We start from the raw sequence: 20,597 nt of genomic DNA, 5'->3' as shown, positions 1-20,597 counted from the left end.
ACCGAACTGAAAGTTCAGTCAATATTCCGGCGCGAGATACCCGTCGGCGGATTCGGTGCGGCCCGCACAGCCCGCGCCGTGCGCGGACGTACCGAATCTCGGGCGCCGCCGAACCGCGGGCGGAGCAGCAGAAACGACGGGAGGGCAAGATCCTGAAGATGTGATCAGGATGTGGCCCGTCGACCGGGTCCGTGCGAGTAGAGTGAACGCCCGTGTCAGAGCGTCGAACAGAGATCGTCAGAGCCGCCACCCGCGTCATCGCGCGACGCGGCGTCCGCGGGCTGCGGGTGGGGGAACTGGCGGCCGAGGCCGGAGTGTCGACCTCGCTGATCTACTACCACTTCACCGACCGCGCCGGAATCCTCCGCGAGACCCTGGAGTTCATCGGCGAGCGGGCCGACCGCTACACCGCCGAGCCCGACCGGGAGAACCCCGGGAACGACCCCAGGACGGAACTGGAGCAGGCCCTCCTGCTGGAGCTCCAGGACGCCGCCGAGGTGCGCGAGAACAGCACCGCCTGGGGCGAGTTGAGGGCGAGCGCGGTGTTCGAGTCCGGCCTGCGCGACGACCTCGCCCGGGCCACCCACAGCTGGGTGCACGAGATCGCCGGGTTGCTCGGCCGCACTCACCCGGCCGGCACCGCGCCCGCCCACGCCGCGTCCGCGGAGCGCCTCACCGCCCTCCTGGAGGGCCTCAGCGTCCGGTGGCTGAGCGGCTCGCTGTCGCTCGACCAGGCCCGCAGGCTGCTCGGCGAGGCGATCGACGCGGAGCTGGCGTACGCCCGGGCAGGGCACGGCAGGAGCGACTGATATTTCAGTAGCCGAGGGCCGCGTCCACCACGACGCCCAGCCCCCGAGCCTGCGGCTCGGAGGCTGGGGCTGGGGCTGGGGCTGTTCGCCGGTACCCGGTCGGCTCCACGAAGGAGAGGTGGCTGAGCGAGACGCCGTCCGCGGGTGCGGAGTGCAGCGGCTCGCCGTCGGATCGGCAGCCGGTTCCGCTCAGTCGGTCCTACGTTGTTGGTACGGGTTGAACGGGCCGTCGTAAGGTCCAGAGATCCAGAGACACCGGGTATGGCTTTCAGTTGGTTGCCCTCGATGGTTTACGACACCTGGCCACCCGGTGCCTCACGACGACTCGACCGCTGATTAGGAGCTGCGGGCCCCTCGGGTGCATCGCTGAGTAGGACCACGCTGGCGAGGTCGTCCGGACGAACAGCACGCATCGAACGACCGGAGGAACAGGTGGCCCAGATCTGGGCGGGCACGGACATCGGCAAGACCCACCACCACTGCGTGGTCCTGGACACCGAGGGCCGCAAGCTGCTCTCGCGCCGGGTCCTGAACGACGAGCCGGAACTGCTGGCCCTGCTCGCCGATGTCCTGGCGCTGGACGAGGACGTGCTCTGGGCGGTCGACGTCGCCGACGGCATGGCCGCCCTGCTGATCAACGTGCTCCTCAACCACGGCCAGCAGCTGGTCTACATACCCGGCCTGGCGGTCAACCGGGCCTCGGCCGGCTACCGGGGCATGGGCAAGACCGACGCCAAGGACGCGGTCGTCATCGCCGACCAGGCCCGGATGCGCCGGGACCTGGCCGTGATCCGGCCGGACGACGAGCACGCCGTCGAGCTGAGGATCCTCACCGACCGCCGCTCCGACCTGTCCGCTGACCGCACCCGCAGGATCAACCGGCTGCGCGGCCAACTCACAGGAATCTTCCCAGCGTTGGAGCGAGTCCTGGACATGGGCAACGTCGGTCCGCTGGTCCTGCTGACCGGCTACCAGACCCCGGCCGCCCTGCGCCGGACCGGCCGCAGCCGCCTGGAGACCTGGCTGCGCAACCGCAAGGTCCGCGGCGCCGACACCCTGGCCCAGGCCGCCCTGGAGGCGGCCGAGCGCCAGCACACCACCGTCCCCGGGGAGAAGATCGCCGCGCAGGTGATCCACACCCTGGCGAAGGAGGTGATGGGCCTCAACGAGCAGATCGCCGAGATCGACAAGCTCATTGCGGCCCGGTTTCGCGACCACGACCTCGCCGAAGTGATCGCCAGCATGCCCGGCATCGGCCCGCTGCTGGGCGCCGAGTTCCTGGCTGCCACCGCCGGCGACATGAGCCGCTTCGCCAGCGCCGACCGTCTGGCCAGCTTCGCCGGAGTCGCCCCGGTGCCCCGCGACTCCGGCAACATCAGCGGCAACCTGCACCGCCCCCGGCGCTACCACCGTGGACTGCAACGCGTCTTCTACACCTCCGCGCTCATCAGCATCCGCAGCTGCGAGGAATCCCGGCGCTTCTACGAACGCAAGCGTGCCGAAGGCAAGCGACACACCCAGGCCGTCCTCGCCCTGGCCCGACGACGCGTCAACGTCCTGTGGGCCCTCATTCGTGACGGACAGTGCTTCCAGCGTGGACTCCCTGTCATTGCTGCCGCTTGACAACAGCATTAGGAGGTGTCGGTCGCGTGGTGCCTCGTCCGGGAGGGGAGCCGCACCTGACAGGGGGTCAGGACTCCGGGCCGACAGGGAGCGGGTCAGGACTCCGGCTTGCCGGGCTGGTCGTGGGTCGAGCAGTGGATCCCGCCGCCGCCGGAGGCGATGTTGTCGATCTTCACCGGGACGATGTCGCGGCCGGGGAAGTGGTCGCGCAGGATCTGCTGGGCCCGGTCGTCGGCCTTGGCGTCGCCGAAGCGCGGCAGGAACAGCGACTTGTTGGCGACGTAGAAGTTGATGTACGAGGAGACGAAGGCGTCGCCGCGCCCGGTGATCCGGTCCGGGTCGGGCTGCGGCAGGTCGATCACCTGCAGCGGCTTGCCGTGCGCGTCGGTGGCGTTCTTCAGGACCTCGCGCGCCTGGGCCGAGGACCGCGACCAGACGTCGGCGGGCGCACCCGGGAACGGCTGGTCCAGCAGGACGACCCCGGGCGCCGCGAAGCGCACCAGGCAGTCCACGTGCGCATCGGTGATGTCCTGGTCGCGCACGCCGGCGAACCAGATCACCTTGGTCACGCCGAGGGCCTTCTTGAGCTCGGCCTCGATCTCGTCCCGGCTCTTGCCCGGGTTGCGGCGCTGGTTGACCACCGAGCTCTCGGTGACCATCAGCGTCCCCTGGCCGTCGGTCTCGAAGGAGCCGCCCTCGGCGACCACCGGCGTGCGGACCCGCTCGATCCCGTACTTGCCGAGGACGGCGGCGGCCAGCGCCGTGTCGTTGCCGTGCTCCTTCTGCTTGTTGCCCCAGCCGCTGAAGTTGAAGTCGACGCCCTTCAACGCGCCGCCGTCCTCGACGAACACCGGCACGGTGTCCCGGGCCCACAGGTCGTCGACGGGCAGCGGGACGACCTCGACGTCCTTGCCGCAGGCGCTCTGCGCGGCGTCCACCTGCGCGGGCCGGGCGAACATCAGCACCGGTTCGTAGCCCCCGACGGCGCGGGCCAGCCGCGCGATGTCGGCGCGGACGTCCGGGAGTTGATCGCCCCAGATGCCGGTGGACGCGGGCCAGGCCATGAAGGTGCGGGCGTGGCTCTCCCACTCCGCGCCGAACCTGCGCCCAGGCGTCGCCCCCGTCGGGCCGGGCGCGGTGGGGGCGGAGGTGCCCGGCGCCGGCGGCTGGGGCCCGCCCGCTGCGGGCGGCGTGGCGGAGTCCGAGGGCAACGCCTCGTCGCTCCCCTCCGAGGAGGAACAGGCCGCGGCGCCGAGCGTCAGCAGGCCGACGCCGGCCGCGGCGCGCAGCATCGTGCGGCGGGACGGGGTGGAGCGGGGGGCGGACGGCGGGGAGGCGTTGAACACGGAACACTCCGGCTGGATGAGGGTGCAGGACTGCGCGGATGGGGTGGACGGCCCCGGCCTGGTCACGGGAGGCCTCACGGGGGGTCCGTCCGGGGACGGGCCCTAGGGAAGCGGTTCCTGCATCGTGGAGCAGTGGATGCCGCCGCCCCCGGCCATCAGGCGGTCGACGTCGAGCTGGACGACCTCGCGCCCGGGGAAGGCCTCCGCGAGGGTGCGCCGGGCGGCCTCGTCCTTGTCCACGTCGCCGAACTGAGCGGCGATCACGCCGCCGTTGACCACGTGGAAGTTGAGGTACGAGTCGACGAACTTCGCATCCCGCGAGCGGACGGTGTCGGGGCCGTCCACGCGGATCACCTGGAGCCGTCGGCCCCTGGCGTCGGTGGCCCGGGAGAGGATGTCGAACTGCTCGCGGGCGTCCCGGGCCCAGACGTCGTGGCGGTCCGCCGGGGGCAGCTGCACCAGGACGACGCCGGGCCGGACGAACCGGGAGGTGACGTCGATGTGGTTGTCGGTGATGTCCTTGCCCTTGATCCCGGGGACCCAGATCATCCTGTCCGCGCCGTACGCATCGAGGACGGCCTCCTCGATCTCGTCCCGGCTCATGCCCCGGTTGCGGTTCTTGTTGACCAGGCTGCTCTCGGTGGCCATCACCGTGCCGTCGCCGTCGGTCTCGATCGAGCCGCCCTCGCCGACGAACTCCGCGCAAGAGAAGGGGAGTCGGAGCAGCCCGGCGATGCCGCGCGCGGCCTCGGCGTCGTCGCGGTGGGTCTGCTTGTCGCCCCAGCCGTTGAAGTTGAGGCCGACCGCGTCGAGCCGTCCGTAGCCGTCACGCCGGAACACCGGGGCGATGTCCCGCATCCACAGGTCGTCGGTGGGGATGGAGTCGGTCACCGTGACGTTCGGGCCGCACAGGGACTGCGCCTCCCGGACGCTGTAGTCGTCCGGGGCGCACATCACGACCGGCTCGAAGCGGGCGATCGTCGCCGCGATCAGCGCGATGTCCTGCTGGACGCCCGCCAGCTGCCGGCCCCAGACGGACCTGCGGGACGGCCACGACATCCAGGTGCGGGCGTGCGGGACGTCGTCGCGGTCCACCCACCACTGCGGGAGCCCCGCCTCGCCGTCACCCGCCCCGTGGGCATGGGCGGGCGCCCAGCCGCTGTCCGGAACCGCCCCGTGCGGGGGCTGGGCTCCGAAGAGGCGGCCGAACAGGGAGCGGCCATCACCGTGGGTGTCGCTCATGCTGATCTCCAGAATCAAGTATTGCCCACCGGCCGACCGGTGGCCTTGCCGCGGGGGCCGGGCGGTGATCGCCCGGCGCCACGTCTCCACTCTTACATTGACTGAATTTTCAGTCAAGAAATGGGACAGGGATCGGCCCCGCAGGGTTACCGTCACCCTCGGGGGGCACCGAGCGGGGCCACGGCGGGCACGAGAAGGCCCCGGACCGCCTGAGCCCGGGGCCGAATCCGACCGGCGCCGGCCGCCCGGCTCGGTCGCTCAGCTCGGTCGCTCAGCTGCTCAGCCGTTCAGCCGCTCCAGCTCGCTGTCGATCGCGCCCGCCATCAACTCACGTGCGTGCTTCACCGGCAGGCTGCCGCTGAGCCAGCGGACGCTCAGCCCCTCCAGCAGCGCGGTCAGCCGCTCGGCAGAGGCGGCCAGGGCGGCGGCCCCGCTCATCGGCCGCACCTTGCCGAGCAGGTCGGCGACCTCCTGCACCCAGACCAGCGTCGCCCGGGCCAGGTCCTCGCGCAGCTCGGGGTCGAACACCGCACTCGCCCGCAGCTCGCCCCAGGCCGTGCTGTTCTCCCGCACCTCGGGGGTGTCCTGGAACTCCAACAGCAGCGTCTGCTCCAGCTCACCCCTGGCGTCCAGGGGCGGCGCGTCCGCCGCACGCTCCGTCGTGTACCGCTCGGCGCGGTCGTTGATGAACTCCAGGGTCGAGCGGAGGATCCCCGCGCGGTCCTTGAAGTGGTAGTAGATCAGCGCGGTGGAGACACCCGCCTCCGCCGCCAGCTCCTCCACGCGCAGCCCGCGCACACCGCGCCGGGCGATGACCCGCGCAGCCGCTTCCATGATCAAGGTTCGACGGTCAGCCACAAGAGGTCACCCTACCCGGCGGACCGGCCGCCCGGCCGAATCGGGCCGGTCCTGACTGAAACTACAGTCGGGGTATGATCCGTGCGGTTCGGACGTCGGCGCACCCGCGGGCCCTGCCCGGTCGCCACACCCTCCCGTCCCACCCGCCCGACCCGCTGGGAGCCAGCATGACCACAGAGCCCTTCGGCGCCCCGTCGCCCTCGGCCTTCCAGGCGCTGACCCCGGACGACCCCCGCGAAATCGGCGGCTACCGGGTCTGCGCGCGGCTCGGCGCGGGCGGCATGGGCCGCTTCTACCTCGCCTACACCCCGGCGGGCGCCCGGTCGCGCTCAAGGTGATCCGGCCCGAACTCGCCGAGGACCCCGACTTCCGGCACCGCTTCGCCCAGGAGGTCGCCAGTGCCCGCCGCATCCACGGCCTCTACACCGCCCAGGTGGTCGACGCGGGCACCGACGCCGCCATGCCCTGGCTCGCCACCGCCTTCGTACCCGGCCCCTCCCTCCAGCAGGTCGTCCAGCGGCACGGGCCGCTGCCCGAGCGGACCGTCCTGCTGCTCCTCGCCGGCATCGCCGAGGCCCTGCAGGCGATCCACACCGCAGGCGTCGTCCACCGCGACCTCAAGCCCGGCAACGTCCTCATCGCCGCCGACGGCCCCCGGGTCATCGACTTCGGCATCGCCCGCGCCGCCGACGCCAGCCCGCTCACCGGCACCGGCCTGCGCATCGGCTCGCCCGGCTACATGGCCCCCGAGCAGGCCCTCGGCCTGGCCGCCACCCCGGCCACCGACGTGTTCGCCCCGGGGCGCCCTGATCGCCTCCATCGGCTCCGGCACCTCGCCGTTCGGCGACGGGCCCGAGCCCGCCGCCCTCTACCGGGCCGTGCACGAGGAACCCGACCTCTCCCGGCTCCCGCCCGGACTGCACGAGCTGGTCCGGCTCTGCCTGGCCAAGAACCCGGGGGACCGGCCGGACACCGCCCTGCTGATCGAGGCCGCCCGCGACCACCCCGCCACCGGCGGCGAACTGCGCTTCGCCGACGGCTGGCTGCCCCAGCCGGTGAGCAACGACATCCACCGCCACAGCGACCTGCCGACCACGCCTCCCCCGCGTGTCGGCGGCCACGCCCCGGCCAGCGCCGCGGCCGATGCCCCGACCGCGCACGTCCTCCCCGCCCCGGCGGCCACCAGACTCCTGCCGGCCCCCGCCCCCGCCGCCCCCACCGGACGAAGAGCCGCGGCCACTCCACGCCGAGGCGCCCGCACCGTGTTGCTGACCACCGTCGCCCTCCTCGTCGGCGCCGCGGCGGCCTTCGTCCTTCTTGATCCCGGGTACCTCGACGACCTCGACGACCAGAACGCCGCCGCCACCGGCGGCCCGTCGCCGTCCGCCGCCGCGACTGCCGACTCCCCCTCCCCCATCCCCACCACGCCCGCGCAGCCAACCACCGTCCCCGGCTACACCACCGCGTACGCGAACCTCGAACTCACCTCCCCCGACCACCAATACGAGTTCGACCTCACCACCGGGAAGGTGGCCGCCCAGGACACCGCCACCTGGTACCTGGGCCGCCACTCCGGTGAGTTCTACATCGCCGACGACAACGAAGCGCACATCGCACCGGCCGACGGGCTCACCCTCCCCGAGTGCCTCAAGGGCATCAAGACCCAACCCGCCGCCACGCTGCCCTTCGCCACCCTGCGCCCCGGCCGCAGCTTCTGCGTCAGCTCCCAGGGCGGCCGGGACGTCGCCGTCGTCCGCGCGCTCACCACCGCCTCGGACGACGGGCCGGTCAGGGTCTCGATCACCGCCTACCACCGGGCCGGCTGACACACCGACGTCGGTCGGCCGGTCGGACGGACGTCCGTGAGCGGCCGGATCGACGGCTCCCCGGCCGGCGCGGAGCCAGAGCCCGGCGGGCGCGGGCCAGAGGCCTCGCCCGCCGGGCCGTAGGTCACCTCACCCGTGCGGGACGACCGCCACCGGGGCCTGCGCGTGGTGCAGGACGGCGTGCGTGACCCGGCCGAGGCGGGGCCCGAACTCGACCGACCGGTGGCGGCGACCGACGACCACCAGAGCGGCCCCGGCGGAGGCCTCGACCAGGCCCCGGGCGGCGCCGAGCCGGACGTCCTCGACCACCACGGTGTCCGGGTGCCGCTCGCGCTGCCCGGCCAGGGCGAGCGAGAGCAACTTGGTTTCCAGCGCCTCCAGCTGGGCGATCTCGCCGGCCGGCACGGCGCCGCCCGCGTAGCCGAACACCGGTGGGAGGTCCCAGCCGTGGACGGCCCGCAGCCGGGCGCCCCGCAGGGCGGCCTCCTGGAAGGCGAAGGCGAGCACCTCCTCCTCCGGGGCGTGCGCGTCGACGCCGACCAGCACCTCGGGCCCGCCGTCGCCGGCCCCGTCGCCGGCGCCCGGCTCGCGCACCACGACGACCGGCACGTCGCTGCGGGCGGCCGCGGCCATGCCGACCGAGCCGAGCAGCAGACCGGTGAACCCGCCGAGGCCGCGCGAGCCCAGCACCAGCAGTGCGGCGTCCGCGGCGGCCGAGAGCAGACCGTCCACCGGTGCGTCCAGGACGGCGTCGGTGTGCACCACCAGGCCGGGGTGGCGTTCGCGGATCTCGTCGGCGGCCGCGCCCAGGACCCGCTGCGCGGCGGCGGGCAGATCGTCGGGTTCGGCGAAGGAGGCCACGCCGTCGGTCAGCCAGGGCCAGGCGTGCACCAGGCGCAGCGGCACGCCCCGGAGCAGTGCCTCCTCGGCGGCCCAGTGGGCGGCGGCGGTGCTCTGCGGCGAGCCGTCGACCCCGACGAGAACGGTCGGCGTCATGCGCCCGCCTCGCTTCGCTCCGCGCGGGCGTTCGCCCACGCACGCCTCTCGATGATGAGCTCGCTTCGCACGCTCATGACGGTTCCTCCACTGTGTCGGCACTCGGCAGGTCGGTGCTGGGACCGGTACGCGCTGACGCCCCGTCCGTTCCACTCCCCCACCCTGACGGCCCCCGCCCGCCCCGCACCAGAGGCCGCAGGGCCCGCGGGGACGGGACGAAAGGCCCGCCCGACGGAGCCTACGGCCGACCCCGCCGTACCGGGCACCGACACCCGGGCGCCGCCTCGGCCGCTCTCCCGCCCGAGCCGGGACGTCCGCTTCGCCCGGCGGACTTCCGATCCGTGCCGCGCGGGCAGGCCCTTCGGGCGGCCGCGTCCCGGAACGCTGGAACCCCTCCCGCCGCCACGAGTCGGCGGCGCGGGCTCCGGCCGGCATCGTGTCAGACCTCGCGGGGCCAGGGGTCAGCCTCCACGGGTCAGCGTGCCCGCGTCCCCGGACCGGGAGCAGCCGCAGTCCCACCCGGCCCGAAGGCCTCGTCATCCGCCGGTCTATCTTGTGAACACGGCAATCCCGCTGGTCGGACGGCACCCGAGGCGGTCCGACGGACGGTGGGAGGCGTTCAGGGCGACACACGAGGAGGACACCGGTGGGCGGAGCGGACGGCAGCGCGGCGGTCGGCGGCGCGCGGATGCCCCGGCTGCGCCTGGACGAGCTGCTGGGGGAACTCCAGTGGCGGATCGACGCGGCGCGCGGCACCCGGGACCGGGTGCACAGCCTGCTGGAGGCGGTGCTCGCGGTCGGCCGGGAGCTGGACCTCGCCCAGGCCCTGCACCGGATCGTCGAGGCCGCCGCCGACCTGGTGGACGCCCGCTACGCCGCGCTCGGGGTGATCGGCCCGGACGGGCACTCGCTGTCGCAGTTCCTGACGGTCGGACTGTCCGAGGAGGAGCTGGCGGCGATCGGCCCGCCGCCGTCCGGTCAGGGCATCCTCGGCGAGTTGATCCGCGACCCGCAGCCGCTGCGCTGCCCGGTGCTGTCCGAGCACCCGGCCTCGGTGGGCTTCCCGCCGAACCATCCGCCGATGCACACCTTCCTGGGGGTGCCGGTGCGGGTGCACGGCGAGGTGTTCGGCAATCTGTACCTCACCGACAAGCGCGGCGGGGTGGACTTCGACGCCGACGACGAGGCGGTGATCTCCACCCTGGCGGTCGCGGCCGGGGTGGCGATCGACAACGCCCGGCTGTACGAGGAGGCGCAGCTGCGCCAGCGCTGGCTGCGGGCCAGCGCGGAGATCACCCGCAGCCTGCTGTCGGGGGCGCCCCGGCTGGAGGTGGTCGAGCTGATCGCCCGCCGGGCGGGGGAGATCGCCGGCGCCGAGCTGGCGGACGTCTCGGTGGCGCTGGCCGGTCCGGAGGAGCGCGCGGACGAGCTGACGGTGGAGGTCGCACTGGGCGGGGCCCCGGCCGCTCGGCTGGGGGTGACGGTGCCGGTGGACGGCACGCTGTCGGGCGCCGCGTACGCCTCCGGTTCGCCGGTGACCAGCGACGACCTGGCCTGCGACGCCCGCTACCCGGCGGGCCCGGCGGGGCGCTTCGACGGGCTGGGCCCGGCGGTCGCGGTGCCGCTGGGTACCGGGGCGGGGTACGGGCGGGGCGTGCTGCTGCTGGCCCGGGCGGCCGGGCAGTCCGCCTTCGGTCCGGACGAGACGGGGCCGCTGCTGGGCTTCGCGGATCAGGCGGCGCTGGCCCTGGAGCTAGCCGAGCGGCGGCGCGACGCCGAGCAGCTGACCCTGCTGGAGGATCGCGACCGGATCGCCCGGGACCTGCACGACCTGGCGATCCAGCGGCTGTTCGCGACCGGGATGACGCTGCAGAGCGCGGGCCGGCTGATCGACAGCCCGGCCGCCGCCGACCGGGTCGCCCGCGCGGTGGGGGACCTGGACGAGACCATCAAGATCATCCGTTCGACGATCTTCGGGTTGCGCGCCCACAGCGAGCCGGACCGGGGTCTGCGGGCCCGGGCCACGCGTGCTGTCGCCGAGGCGCAGGGGACGCTCGGCTTCGCGCCCCGGCTGAGCATGGAGGGCCTGCTGGACACCGACGTGCCGCAGGAGTTGGCCGAGCACCTGGTGGCCGTCCTCGGCGAGGCGCTCAGCAATGCCGCCCGGCACGCCCGGGCCACCCGGGTGGAGGTGACCCTGCGGGCGCTCGCCGGACGGGTGGCGCTCACCGTGACCGACGACGGGGTGGGCGTGCCCGAGGGCGGGCGACGCAGCGGGCTGCGCAACCTCGCCGAGCGCGCGGAGCGAGTGGGCGGCGCCTTCACGGTCGCGCCCGCCGAGGGCGGCGGCACCAGGATCGCCTGGGAGGCCCCACTGGGCTCCTGACGCCACGTCACGAGCCTTGGCCCGGGCCGTCCGCCGCCACGCCCCGTCGGCGGCACGACCCGCCGTTGACCCGCACCGCCCCTACCCGAACGACCGAACAGCCTTGGGCGGCGGGTCAGCCGGCCTGCGGCCTGCCCCCGATCGCCACGCTCTGCCCGCGGAACTCGGCGATGACCTTCCCGTCCGTCCGCCGGACCGTCACGTCGTAGATCCCGCTGCGCCCGGCCCGCGACCGCTCCACCGCCTCCGCCACCAGCTCGTCCCCGACCGCCGCCGGGGCAAGGAAGGCGACCTGCGCCGCCTGCGCGACGGTGACCGGGCCGTGGCTGTTGCAGGCGAACGCGAACGCGGCGTCGGCCAGCAGGAACAGGTAGCCGCCGTGCGCCGTCCCGTGCCCGTTCACCATCGTCGCGGCCACCGTCATCCGCGTCACCGCGTGGCCGGCGGACACCTCGTCCAGCGCGATGCCCAGCGTCCGGCAGGTCTCGTCCCGCGCGTAGAGGGCGGCGATCCCGGAGTCGAGCATCTGTCCTGTCCCTCCGTCGGCGGTGTCCGGCCCAGCCTAGGGCACGCCCCTCTCCCGGGCCCCGGCCGCCGTCCGGGGGAACTCCGCCGCGCCGGACCCCCGTTCGGCCGACCCCGCCCCGCGCCGCCCCTAGCCTGCTCGCGTTCCCCGAGCACAAGGACGGCTGATGGCTCAGAAGTCACCCCTGACCGCCGTCCCCACGGGCGCCGCCGAGATCCCCTCGGCGCGGCCGCCCTGCTGGCCTTCGTGATGCCGCTGCCCCGGCAGATCTCCTGGCTGCTCGCGGCCGTCCTGATCGCCTGGTACGGCTACTACTTCTTCCGGATCGGCCGCTGCAGCGAGGACGACGAGGAGGAACTCGTCGGCGTCCCGGCCCGGTTGGCCGCCCTGCCGCGACGCCGCCGCCGGGCCACCACCGTGTTGGTCTTCGCGGTCGTGGCCGGCGTGGTCTTCGCCTGCGCCGAGCCCTTCGCCACCTCCCTGGTTGACGCCGGCGCCTCGCTCGGCATCGACCGCTTCCTGCTGGTGCAGTGGCTGGCCCCGCTCGCCTCCGAGGCGCCCGAGCTGATCGTCGCCGTCGTCTTCGCCTGGCGGCTGCGCGGCGACGACGGACTCGGCGCGCTGCTCTCCAGCAAGGTCAACCAGTGGACCCTGTTGATCGGCTGCCTCCCGCTCGCCTACCTGGCCGGTGGTGGCGGGGCCTCCCTCCCGCTGGTCGAGCGCCAGGTGGACGAGGTGCTGCTGACCGCCGCCCAAGTGCTCCACCACGTAGCCGCGTACGTCGTCGCGGACCTGATCGGCATCCCACTTGGCCCGGCCCAGCAGGTGCTGCATTCCGCCCGGCGTCGTCTCACCGGCCCACTCGGCGATGGTCCAGCAGTTCTTGCGCGGCAGGTCGGACAGCAGCCCGAGCACCAACTTCCTCATGCGGCGTCGGGGTTCGACCCGGGTGAAGCGACCCGCGACCTGGCCCATGAGGTTCTCGAACGCAGCCTGCCAGCGGGCGGGGTCCACGTTGTGCCCGGCGGTCACCGTCTGGTCCTTCTCGTCTTGGTAGAGCTGGGTGGGTGCCGATGGCCGCACCGGTGCCAGTGTCGGCCTCGCATCGATGGTGGGCTTGCCGGGATGGGCGAAGGAGGTTCTTTCACAGGTCCAGTTGGTTGCGCATCGCGTCCGCGTCGCGCAGGGCCCAGTGCTCGACAATTCGGCCGTTGTGGACGCGGACCATGTCCATGCTGAGGACCTCGTAGTGTCGTCCGGAGGCCGTGTGGGTGCCCCGGCTGGTATACCGGTTGACGGAGGTGTCGCCGCAGACGATGTTCTGTTCGATCGTCACCGAGACGTCGTGGAAGGCGCTGCCCGCGCTCATTCGTTCCCACTTCTGTCGCCAGGCGTCGCGTCCGCGGTGGTCGCCTTCCATGCCTCCCCTGTGGTCGACGACCTCCGGGTCGACCAGCGTAAGGGCGTCTTCGAGTCGGCCTTCCAGAATCTGCGCGTAGCTCTCGACGATGCGTCGGTGGACCTCGCCCGGTCCTGCGTGCGCGGTGTCTTCTGTTCCCTGTGGCATACGGAATCTCCTCTGCGGGACACGCTTGAGGCGGCAAGTGGGGATCTCCCCGTTTGTCGTGTTCGGATACCGTAACCGGGGATGTCCCCAATTAACAAGGAGGGTCATGTCATCGCAAAACGCCGGACCTGCGCCACGGCCGGAACCCCAGCGTCGTCGTCGCGCAGACGCACAGCGCAACTACGACCTGCTCGTAGCCGCAGCCAGGGACGTCTTCCACAACCACGGCATCGACGCCCCACTCGACGACATCGCCCGCCAGGCCGGCGTCGGCAACGCCACGATGTATCGGCACTTCCCCACGCGCCGCGAGCTGATCATCGCCGTCTACTCCGAGGAGGTAGCCGAACTCGGCGCCCGCAGCCAGTCCCTGCTTGCCGAGAACCCTCCCGGCGACGCCCTCTTCATTTGGCTACAGGACTTCATCGCGCACGTGGCCGACAAGCGGGAACTCGCTTTGTCCATCACCGACGACCGCGCCGGGCAGCGCTCAGCGCTCTTCGACCGCTGGCACACCTCGATGCACACCGCCGCGTCCGCGCTGCTGACCCGGGCTCAGTGCGCCGGTACTGTTCGCTCCGACCTTGACCCGTCGGAACTGCTCGCTCTAGCCAATGGGATCGCCCTGACCGCCACAGGCGCCACTCAGGCAGAGCGACTCGTCCTTCTTGTCAGACAGGGCACGGACACTCCCACCGCACCGGACGACAACATCCGCTGAAAGCCGCAGACGCGATGCCGACGGCCTCGAGATCACGATCTACGGCTGGAGTATTAGTACTCCAGCAGGACTTCGATGTTTTGCCTGCTCAGAGGCTGCGCGCGGTGAGTGTAGCGGCCTGATGTCCCATCAGGGACGGTCTGCATGAGATCGCCCCTCGATCGTGTGCAGCCGACGTTGGTAGTGACAGCGGCGGGCGATGGCCTGGCGTTGTCGGCGCCAGGTGGACCAGTTCGAGGAGTGAGCGCGGGGCGAGCACCGTGGCGGACGCGGCCCGTGGGGGCGGCCAGCCGCCAGGAGCCGCCGGATCTCTGCCACGGTGAGGTCCACCAAGGCGCGGGAACCGTTTCTGCAGCCCCCTTTGATGCCGCCGCCATCGCGGCCAGGAAGGCGTGGGCGAGCATGGCCAGGGTGATGTGCCGCATCCAGCCGGTGTAGCGACGGACCTCGTACTGATCCAGGCCGCATTCGTTCTTCGCAGCCTGGGGGATCTTCGCCGCGCGGCAGCGGTCCCGATCCTCGGTCCAGGACCTGGGCAGGTAGAGCTCGCGGTCGACAAGGGCCCGCAGACAGAAAGCCCCCGCTACCCGCCTCCCGTGCGCGCGGTGACCAGGCCGGACTCGTAGGCCGCGATGACCGCCTGGGCACGGTCCCGGACGTCGAGCTTGCCGAAGATGCTGGTGATGTAGTTCTTCACCGTCGACAGGCTGATGTCCAGGGCCCGGGCGATCTCGGTGTTGTCGAGGCCGGTGGCCATCAGCCGCCACACCTCGACCTCCCGGGGCGTCAGCCCGCCCGTGTCGGTGACCGGCGGCGGGGCGCCGACCGGGGCCCGGACGTAGGTGGAGATCAGCCGGGTGAGCAGGCGCGGGGCGACCACCGCCTCGCCGGCGTGGACGGTGCGGATCGCCGCGCCCAGTTCCTCCGGCGAGACGTCCTTGGGCAGGAACCCGTGGGCGCCGGCGCGCAGCGCGGCCACCACGTACTCGTCCATGTCGAAGGTGCTGAGGGCGAGGACTCGGCAGGAGGGGAGGGTGCGGGCCAGCTCCCGGGTCGCGCCGACCCCGTCGAGCACGGGCATCCGGATGTCCATCACCACGACGTCGGGGCGCAGCAGGCGGGCGGCGGTGACGGCCTGCTCCCCGTTCTCGGCCTCGCCCACCACCTCGAAGGACGGGTCGGGGGAGAGGATCAGGGACAGGCCGCGCCGCACCAGCGGCTGGTCGTCCGCGATGAGGACCCGGATGCCCGGTGCCACCGCGCCCACCGGGCCGCCGTCGTTCGACCTCACCGGGCCGTCCCCGTCCCCGCTCACCGGGCCGTCGCCGTTCCGTGCTGGACGGCCGCGTCGGCCGTCTCCTCCGGGGCCAGTGGCAGGTCGGCCAGGACGGCGAAGCCGCCCTCCGGACGTGGTCCGGTCCGCAGGGTGCCGCCGTGCAGGGCGACGCGCTCGCGCATGCCGATCAGGCCGTACCCGCTCCGGCCGCCGGCCGGCACCGCCTCCTGCGGTGCGGCGCCGCCCGTGCCCGCCGTGCCCCCGTCGTCGCGCACCTCGACGGTGACCCGGTCCGGACCGTACGTCAGGGTGACGGTCGCGCGGGCGGGCCCGGCGTGCTTGCGGGCGTTGGTGAGGCCCTCCTGGACGATCCGGAACACGGTCAGGCCGACGGTGGGCGGCAGCGGGCGGCGGGGCCCGTGGACGCCGAAGTCGGTCGGCAGGCCGGCCACCCGGGACTCGTCCACCAGCCGGCCGAGGTCCTCGGCCCCGGGCTGGGGCGAGGGCGGGGCGGTGTCCGGTTCGTCGCCGGCCCGCAGGACGTCCAGGAGCTGGCGCATCTCCCGCAGGGCCAGTCGCCCGGAGGACTCCAGGGTGACCAGGGCGTCCCGGACCACCTCCGGGTGGGCGAGGTTGGCCCGGGCGCCGCCGGCCATCAGCTGCATGGTGGTGATGTGGTGCGCCACGATGTCGTGCAACTCCCGTGCGATGCGGCGGCGTTCGTCGGCCACCGCGCGGTCGGCCAGCAGTTTGCGGTTGGCCGCGACCTCCCGCTGCCAGCGCGCCACGGCGAGGCCGGCGCCGGCCACGAGCAGGGTGGAGCAGGAGGTGCCGGCGAGCGCCTGCCAGGAGGGGACGCGCAGGTGGCTCTGGCTCAGCGTGGTCAGCACCGTCGTCGCCGCCGCGGCGGCCGCCGTCACCGGGACGGGGCGGGCCCGGGCGACCGAGTACAGGCTGACCATCAGGACGGCGCCGAAGTGGGTGCTCGCCGGTGTGGAAAGGTCGATCGCGGCCTCGACGGCCAGGACCACGGCGAGCGCCGGCACCGGGTGGCGGCGCCGGACGAGCAGCGGCAGGGCCGACAGCGCGACGAGGAGCAGGCCCGGCGGGGTCACCCGGCGTACCCCGTCCATCTCGCTGAAGAGCAGGTAGTTGAGCAGGTCGAGCGTGCAGGCGCCGGCGGCCACCAGCGCGTCGGTGTGGGTCCACGGCGCGCCGTCGGTCTCCGGCGGCGCGTCCGCCACCCCGCCGGGCCCCGGGCTCCCGCTCGCCCGGTGTGCCGGGTGCGCCGGGTCCGCCCCGAGTGCCGCGTCCATCGCGGGGCGCTGATGACCGCCCATGTCCGTTCCCCCTCCGTGCCCGGCCCGCGCCGCGCCTCACCGATGAGCCCTGACGAGCCCCCGATGAGCCCGATCTGGCCCCGATCAGACCCTGTTTCAGACCCTGAACAGGCTCTGAACAGGCTCTGAACAGGCCCGATGACCCCATTCTGGCATCGGCCCACCCCGCCCCGGCATGGTCCCCACGGCCGATCACGGGGGCCCGGACCAGGACCACGGTCCCGGGTCCGGGCCCGGCCGAGGAGCAGGGGCCCCGGTGCGGATCGTCCGTCGCAGGGACGTCCGCGGCCCACCCCGGGTGATGGTCTGGAACCCGGCCGGGAACCCCCGGAGCCGAGACCGACCTTGCGGACGCTCGCGTCCACCGCCGGAGGAAACCGTGATCCGCGCACTGACCGGATACTCCACCAGGAACCCGTGGAAGGTGATCACCCTCTGGGTGGTGCTGGGAATCTCCCTGGCCCTGCTGAGCCCGATGCTGCTCGCCCGCGTCACCCAGTCCCAGACCGGGGACTTCCTGCCCAAGAGCTACGACTCGGCCGCCGCGCTGCGGATCGCCGAGGAGAACTTCGGGATGAAGCCCGACGCCACCACGGTCACGGTGCTGGTCGCCAGGACCGACGGCCAGGCGCTCACCGCCGCCGACCAGCAGCGGGTCGAGGCCGAGGCGGCGAAGCTCGCCCAGCGCCGGGTCGTCATGCCCAGGAAGGACGACGAGCCGGCCTTCCTCGTCCCCGACCGGTCCCAGACCCCCCGGGTCGCCCCGGCCATGGTGGCGCCCGACCGCGGCTTCGAACTGCTCTCCGTCGAACTGACCGGCAACGCCGCGGACGAGGGCGTCCAGGGCGTCTACCGGGCGTTCCGGGACGCCACCCGGGCCCAGTTCGCCGACGCCGGGATGCGCACCGGGTTCACCGGGCGACTGGCCGACGCCGTGGACACCGCCGACTCCCACCGCACCGCCGCGACGGTCGGCAGCGCGCTCGTCATGGGGTTGATCGTCCTGCTCAACGTGCTGGTGTTCCGCAGCGTGGCGGCGGCCCTGCTGCCGCTGCTCGCCGTCGCCATGATCGGCAGCGTGGCCGGCGGAGCCGTGGCCGTCGCCGCGACGCTGACCGGCCTCAAGCTCGACGCCGGCACCCCCGGGCTGGTCTCCGTGGTCCTGCTCGGCATCGGCGTCGACTACCTGCTCTTCCTGCTCTTCCGCTTCCGCGAGCACCTGCGGGCCCGGCCCGAGCAGCCCGCCCGCGAAGCCGCCGCCCAGGTGACCGCCCGGGTGGGCACCGCGATCACCTCGGCCGCGCTGACCATCGTCGCCGCCTTCGCCACCCTCGGCGTGGCCAGCTTCGGCCAGTTCCGCTCGCTCGGCCCGGCCATCGCCGTCGCCGTCCTGGTCATGCTGCTGGGCAGCCTCACCATGATGCCCGCCCTGCTCGCCGCCTGCGGCCGCGGCATGTTCTGGCCCTCCCGCAGCCTGCGCCGCCAGCCGGGCGAGGGCTTCGCCGCCCGCTTCGGCACGCTCGTCGCCCGGCGGCCGCTGCCGATGCTGCTCGCCGCCCTCGCCCTGCTCGGCGCGCTGGCCGCCGGGATGACCGGGATCCGGATGGACTACGGCCTCGGCGGCGCCGGCGACCGGACCCCGGCCGCCGCCACCGCCGCCGAGATCTCCCGCACCCTGCCGGCCGGCGTCTCCGACCCGACGAGCGTCTACGTCGTCACCACGGACGGCACCACCCTCACCCCCGGCCGGCTCGACGGCCTCTCCCACGCCCTCACCCAGGTCGAGGGCGTCGGCAAGACGGGCGGCACCGTCCTCAACGGGGACCGGCGCGCCGCCCGGATCGACCTCTACCTGACCGCAGACCCGCAGAGCCGGCGCGCCCGCGACCTGGCCTCCGGCCCGGTCCGCGCCGCGGTCGCCGCCCACACACCCGCCGGGACCAGCGCCCACGTGGGCGGCACGGCGGCGATCTTCGCCGACATCTCCACCGCCGTCGACCACGACCTGGCGATTGTCTTCCCGGTCGCGGCCGCCCTGATCGCCCTGATCCTGCTGCTGCTCCTGCGCAGCCTGCTCGCCCCGCTGGTCCTGATGCTCTCGGTCGGGCTCGGCTTCGCCGCCACCCTCGGCGCCGCGACCCTGCTGTTCCAGCACGGGCTGGGCGAACCGGGCGTCAGCTTCACCCTCCCGCTGGTGCTGTTCCTGTTCGTCGTGGCGCTGGGCACCGACTACAACATCCTCATCACCGACCGGATCCGCGAGGAGATGCAGCGCCCCGGCCCGCCCCGCGCCGCCGTCGCCCGCGCCGTACGGCACACCACGCCCGCCATCGCCACGGCCGGCCTGGTCCTGGCCGGTTCCTTCGCGACCCTCGCCGCCACCCCGGGCAGCGAACAGGTCGCCTTCGCGCTGACGCTCGGCATCCTGCTCTCCGCCGTCGTCCTGTCCCTGGTCCTGGTGCCCGCCGTCGCCGCCCTGCTCGGCCGCGCCCTCTGGTGGCCGCTCCGCCCGGCCCGCCACCACCACCGGGCCGAGCCGGCCCCGGAGCCGTACCGCGTCCCGGTGCCCTGACCGGCGAGCCGTTAGTACTCCAGCACGACTTCGATGTTTTGCCTGCTCAGAGGCTGCGCGCGGTGAGTGTAGCGGCCTGATGTCCCATCAGGGGCGGTCTTCATGAGACCGCCCCTCGATCGGTTGCAGCCGACGTTGGTAGTGACAGCGGCGGGGCGGCCTCTCATCGTGATCAACGAGCCTGCAGCCGAGACCTGGGACAACGAACTCGAAGACCTCTTCCTCCGCATCGGCCACCGCTTCAGCCGTGTGGAGCCACGCCGGCGGATGCGCGACTACGTCCGCGGCTCGCTCGGCCCGGTCGGCCGCAAGAACGGCTGGGTGCGCCACGAGGCGCCATGTGACCGAGTGGAGGTGCGAGACCTTCACCGCCGGACCGTCGCAGCGGCTGGGTAGAAGCTGAGGGCAGTCTGATCCGGGGAACGCCGGGGAGGATGGAAAGCAGCCCTGACAACGCCGGGACGGTGCGGCACTTCCAGACGTGCCGGGTCCGGCAAGCGAGGCCAGAAGGCGTACGAAGAGGAACCCGTGTAAAGCCCCGTAAGTCTTGTCACCGGCTCCAACCTGGAGGATGTGGGCCGGGGTGCAGTGCGTGGCCACTTGCTCTGCTGGGGTGGTCAACTCCGAAGCCGGTCTCCAACTGCCGGTGGGGAGGCCACGTTGAAGGTCTGCGGCGTAGGCGTGGCGATGCTGCCGGGGTAGTAGCGGGACGCCGACCTGGCCGATCGGCACATGGTGAACGTGGGAACCGCCTGCGGTCGTCCTTGGGGCCGGACAGCCAGTCCGGACTGCTGGGGACAGGCCCGTTGCCGGCTGAGGGCCGCAGGTGGGGCGGAGGCCTCGTAGTAGTCCGAGCGGAGGAAAGCTCCGTACATGGCGAAGGGGGCCAGCAAGTCGGCGGGGAGGAGACTGCAATGCCGGGAGGTCGTTGGTGAATACCGACGCGCTGGAGATCGCCTTGTTCAAGGCAGAGCGCCGGGTACTGGAGATGCAGACCAAACTGCACTGTTGGGCGAGCGGCGATCGTGATCGCCGGTTCGATGACCTGTTCGTGCGCCACGAGGCGCCACTTGACCGTGCGGAGGTGAAAGACCGCCGCCGTGGCCTTGTCGCAGCAAGGCCACGAAGCTGAGGACAGCCTGACCCGGGAGTCGCCGGGAGGGGTGGAAAGCAGTCCTGACAACGCCGGGACGCTCCGGAACTACCAGACGGGGCGGGTCCGGCAAGCAAGACGAGAAGGTGTACGAGAGGAACCAGCGCGTGAAGCTCCGTAAGCGTCGAGCCGGCTCCAACCTGGTGGATATGGGCCGGTCCGCAGCGCACACCTGCCGTGATCATGCGGCGGGTGACTCCGAAGCCGGGATGGATAGGCCGGTGGGGAGGCCACGAGGAAAGCCTGCGGCGTACTCGTGGCGAGGCTGCCGGGGTATAGCTGGGCACCTCCCTCGTCAAACGGTCAGTGGTGAACGTGGGAACCACCTGCGGCTGCCCTCACGATGCTCCAGCCAG

At 73.0% G+C, this 20,597-nt stretch carries 15 protein-coding genes and 2 pseudogenes; 8 read left to right on the top strand and 9 right to left on the bottom strand.

What is annotated here, in order from left to right:
* Positions 1-212 precede the first annotated feature (212 nt).
* On the top strand, positions 213-809 hold the full coding sequence (locus P3T27_RS27645) for a TetR/AcrR family transcriptional regulator (protein ID WP_280683199.1): 597 nt from the start codon (positions 213-215) through the stop codon (positions 807-809).
* A gap of 432 nt (positions 810-1,241) precedes the next feature.
* Complete coding sequence (locus P3T27_RS27640; protein ID WP_280683197.1) at positions 1,242-2,432, top strand: IS110 family transposase; 1,191 nt, start codon at positions 1,242-1,244, stop codon at positions 2,430-2,432.
* 95 nt (positions 2,433-2,527) lie between these two features.
* Here P3T27_RS27640 and P3T27_RS27635 read toward each other — a convergent pair whose 3' ends face one another.
* The 3 genes from P3T27_RS27635 to P3T27_RS27625 form a co-directional block, all read right to left on the bottom strand.
* The gene (locus tag P3T27_RS27635) at positions 2,528-3,724 is read right to left on the bottom strand and encodes an agmatine deiminase family protein (protein ID WP_280683432.1); all 1,197 of its coding nucleotides are present in this window, start codon (positions 3,722-3,724) and stop codon (positions 2,528-2,530) included.
* Positions 3,725-3,880: 156 nt separating this feature from the next.
* A complete protein-coding gene (locus P3T27_RS27630; RefSeq protein ID WP_280683195.1) occupies positions 3,881-5,020 on the bottom strand; it encodes an agmatine deiminase family protein in 1,140 nt (379 codons plus the stop codon).
* 279 nt (positions 5,021-5,299) lie between these two features.
* The gene (locus tag P3T27_RS27625) at positions 5,300-5,854 is read right to left on the bottom strand and encodes a TetR/AcrR family transcriptional regulator (protein ID WP_280683193.1); all 555 of its coding nucleotides are present in this window, start codon (positions 5,852-5,854) and stop codon (positions 5,300-5,302) included.
* Between the two features lie 191 nt (positions 5,855-6,045).
* On the opposite strand from P3T27_RS27625, the pseudogene P3T27_RS27620 reads away from it, so the two are divergent.
* A pseudogene (locus tag P3T27_RS27620) lies at positions 6,046-6,846 on the top strand (serine/threonine-protein kinase); the annotation flags it as partial.
* Between the two features lie 987 nt (positions 6,847-7,833).
* Here the strand turns inward: P3T27_RS27620 and P3T27_RS27615 are convergent.
* On the bottom strand, positions 7,834-8,700 hold the full coding sequence (locus tag P3T27_RS27615; protein WP_280683191.1) for a universal stress protein: 867 nt from the start codon (positions 8,698-8,700) through the stop codon (positions 7,834-7,836).
* A 688-nt stretch (positions 8,701-9,388) separates the two neighbouring features.
* On the opposite strand from P3T27_RS27615, the gene P3T27_RS27610 reads away from it, so the two are divergent.
* The gene (locus P3T27_RS27610) at positions 9,389-11,086 is read left to right on the top strand and encodes a GAF domain-containing sensor histidine kinase (protein ID WP_280683428.1); all 1,698 of its coding nucleotides are present in this window, start codon (positions 9,389-9,391) and stop codon (positions 11,084-11,086) included.
* 115 nt (positions 11,087-11,201) lie between these two features.
* Here the strand turns inward: P3T27_RS27610 and paaI are convergent, their stop codons facing one another.
* The 3 genes from paaI to P3T27_RS27595 form a co-directional block, all read right to left on the bottom strand.
* Entirely contained in the window at positions 11,202-11,612 is a 411-nt protein-coding gene (gene paaI / locus P3T27_RS27605; protein WP_280683190.1) for a hydroxyphenylacetyl-CoA thioesterase PaaI, read from the bottom strand.
* A 171-nt stretch (positions 11,613-11,783) separates the two neighbouring features.
* Positions 11,784-12,587, bottom strand: a complete 804-nt coding sequence (locus tag P3T27_RS27600) for a transposase (protein WP_280683426.1) — start codon at positions 12,585-12,587, stop codon at positions 11,784-11,786.
* A 169-nt stretch (positions 12,588-12,756) separates the two neighbouring features.
* A complete protein-coding gene (locus P3T27_RS27595; protein ID WP_280683188.1) occupies positions 12,757-13,179 on the bottom strand; it encodes an ester cyclase in 423 nt (140 codons plus the stop codon).
* Between the two features lie 106 nt (positions 13,180-13,285).
* On the opposite strand from P3T27_RS27595, the gene P3T27_RS27590 reads away from it, so the two are divergent.
* A complete protein-coding gene (locus tag P3T27_RS27590; protein ID WP_280683186.1) occupies positions 13,286-13,900 on the top strand; it encodes a helix-turn-helix domain-containing protein in 615 nt (204 codons plus the stop codon).
* Positions 13,901-14,483: 583 nt separating this feature from the next.
* Here the strand turns inward: P3T27_RS27590 and P3T27_RS27585 are convergent.
* Positions 14,484-15,191 (bottom strand): response regulator transcription factor, encoded by a 708-nt coding sequence (locus P3T27_RS27585; RefSeq protein ID WP_280683184.1) that lies wholly within the window; start codon positions 15,189-15,191, stop codon positions 14,484-14,486.
* 20 nt (positions 15,192-15,211) lie between these two features.
* Positions 15,212-16,516: a sensor histidine kinase gene (locus P3T27_RS27580; protein WP_280683182.1), complete on the bottom strand. Its 1,305-nt coding sequence runs from the start codon at positions 16,514-16,516 to the stop codon at positions 15,212-15,214.
* 379 nt (positions 16,517-16,895) lie between these two features.
* On the opposite strand from P3T27_RS27580, the gene P3T27_RS27575 reads away from it, so the two are divergent.
* The 3 genes and pseudogenes from P3T27_RS27575 to P3T27_RS27565 all read left to right on the top strand — a co-directional run bounded on the left by P3T27_RS27575 (position 16,896) and on the right by P3T27_RS27565 (position 20,220).
* Positions 16,896-19,088 (top strand): MMPL family transporter, encoded by a 2,193-nt coding sequence (locus P3T27_RS27575; RefSeq protein ID WP_280683180.1) that lies wholly within the window; start codon positions 16,896-16,898, stop codon positions 19,086-19,088.
* Positions 19,089-19,256: 168 nt separating this feature from the next.
* A pseudogene (locus tag P3T27_RS27570) lies at positions 19,257-19,409 on the top strand (IS701 family transposase); the annotation flags it as partial.
* Positions 19,410-20,019: 610 nt separating this feature from the next.
* The gene (locus P3T27_RS27565) at positions 20,020-20,220 is read left to right on the top strand and encodes a hypothetical protein (protein ID WP_280683178.1); all 201 of its coding nucleotides are present in this window, start codon (positions 20,020-20,022) and stop codon (positions 20,218-20,220) included.
* Positions 20,221-20,597 lie beyond the last annotated feature (377 nt).

The organism is Kitasatospora sp. MAA19 (assembly GCF_029894125.1).
GTDB lineage: Bacteria > Actinomycetota > Actinomycetes > Streptomycetales > Streptomycetaceae > Kitasatospora.
Note: the sequence above shows the minus strand (reverse complement) of the source record. Positions and strands in the feature narration are given on the sequence as shown.

What these genes read in the sequence shown, in the direction of transcription:
- P3T27_RS27580 (WP_280683182.1), bottom strand. Translation starts at nt 16,516, where the DNA reads ATGGGCGGTCATCAGCGCCCCGCGATGGACGCGGCACTCGGGGCGGAC.
- P3T27_RS27635 (WP_280683432.1), bottom strand. Translation starts at nt 3,724, where the DNA reads ATGCTGCGCGCCGCGGCCGGCGTCGGCCTGCTGACGCTCGGCGCCGCG.
- paaI (WP_280683190.1), bottom strand. Translation starts at nt 11,612, where the DNA reads ATGCTCGACTCCGGGATCGCCGCCCTCTACGCGCGGGACGAGACCTGC.
- P3T27_RS27595 (WP_280683188.1), bottom strand. Translation starts at nt 13,179, where the DNA reads ATGCCACAGGGAACAGAAGACACCGCGCACGCAGGACCGGGCGAGGTC.
- P3T27_RS27590 (WP_280683186.1), top strand. Translation starts at nt 13,286, where the DNA reads ATGTCATCGCAAAACGCCGGACCTGCGCCACGGCCGGAACCCCAGCGT.
- P3T27_RS27625 (WP_280683193.1), bottom strand. Translation starts at nt 5,854, where the DNA reads ATGGAAGCGGCTGCGCGGGTCATCGCCCGGCGCGGTGTGCGCGGGCTG.
- P3T27_RS27600 (WP_280683426.1), bottom strand. Translation starts at nt 12,587, where the DNA reads ATGGGCCAGGTCGCGGGTCGCTTCACCCGGGTCGAACCCCGACGCCGC.
- P3T27_RS27610 (WP_280683428.1), top strand. Translation starts at nt 9,389, where the DNA reads ATGCCCCGGCTGCGCCTGGACGAGCTGCTGGGGGAACTCCAGTGGCGG.
- P3T27_RS27615 (WP_280683191.1), bottom strand. Translation starts at nt 8,700, where the DNA reads ATGACGCCGACCGTTCTCGTCGGGGTCGACGGCTCGCCGCAGAGCACC.
- P3T27_RS27630 (WP_280683195.1), bottom strand. Translation starts at nt 5,020, where the DNA reads ATGAGCGACACCCACGGTGATGGCCGCTCCCTGTTCGGCCGCCTCTTC.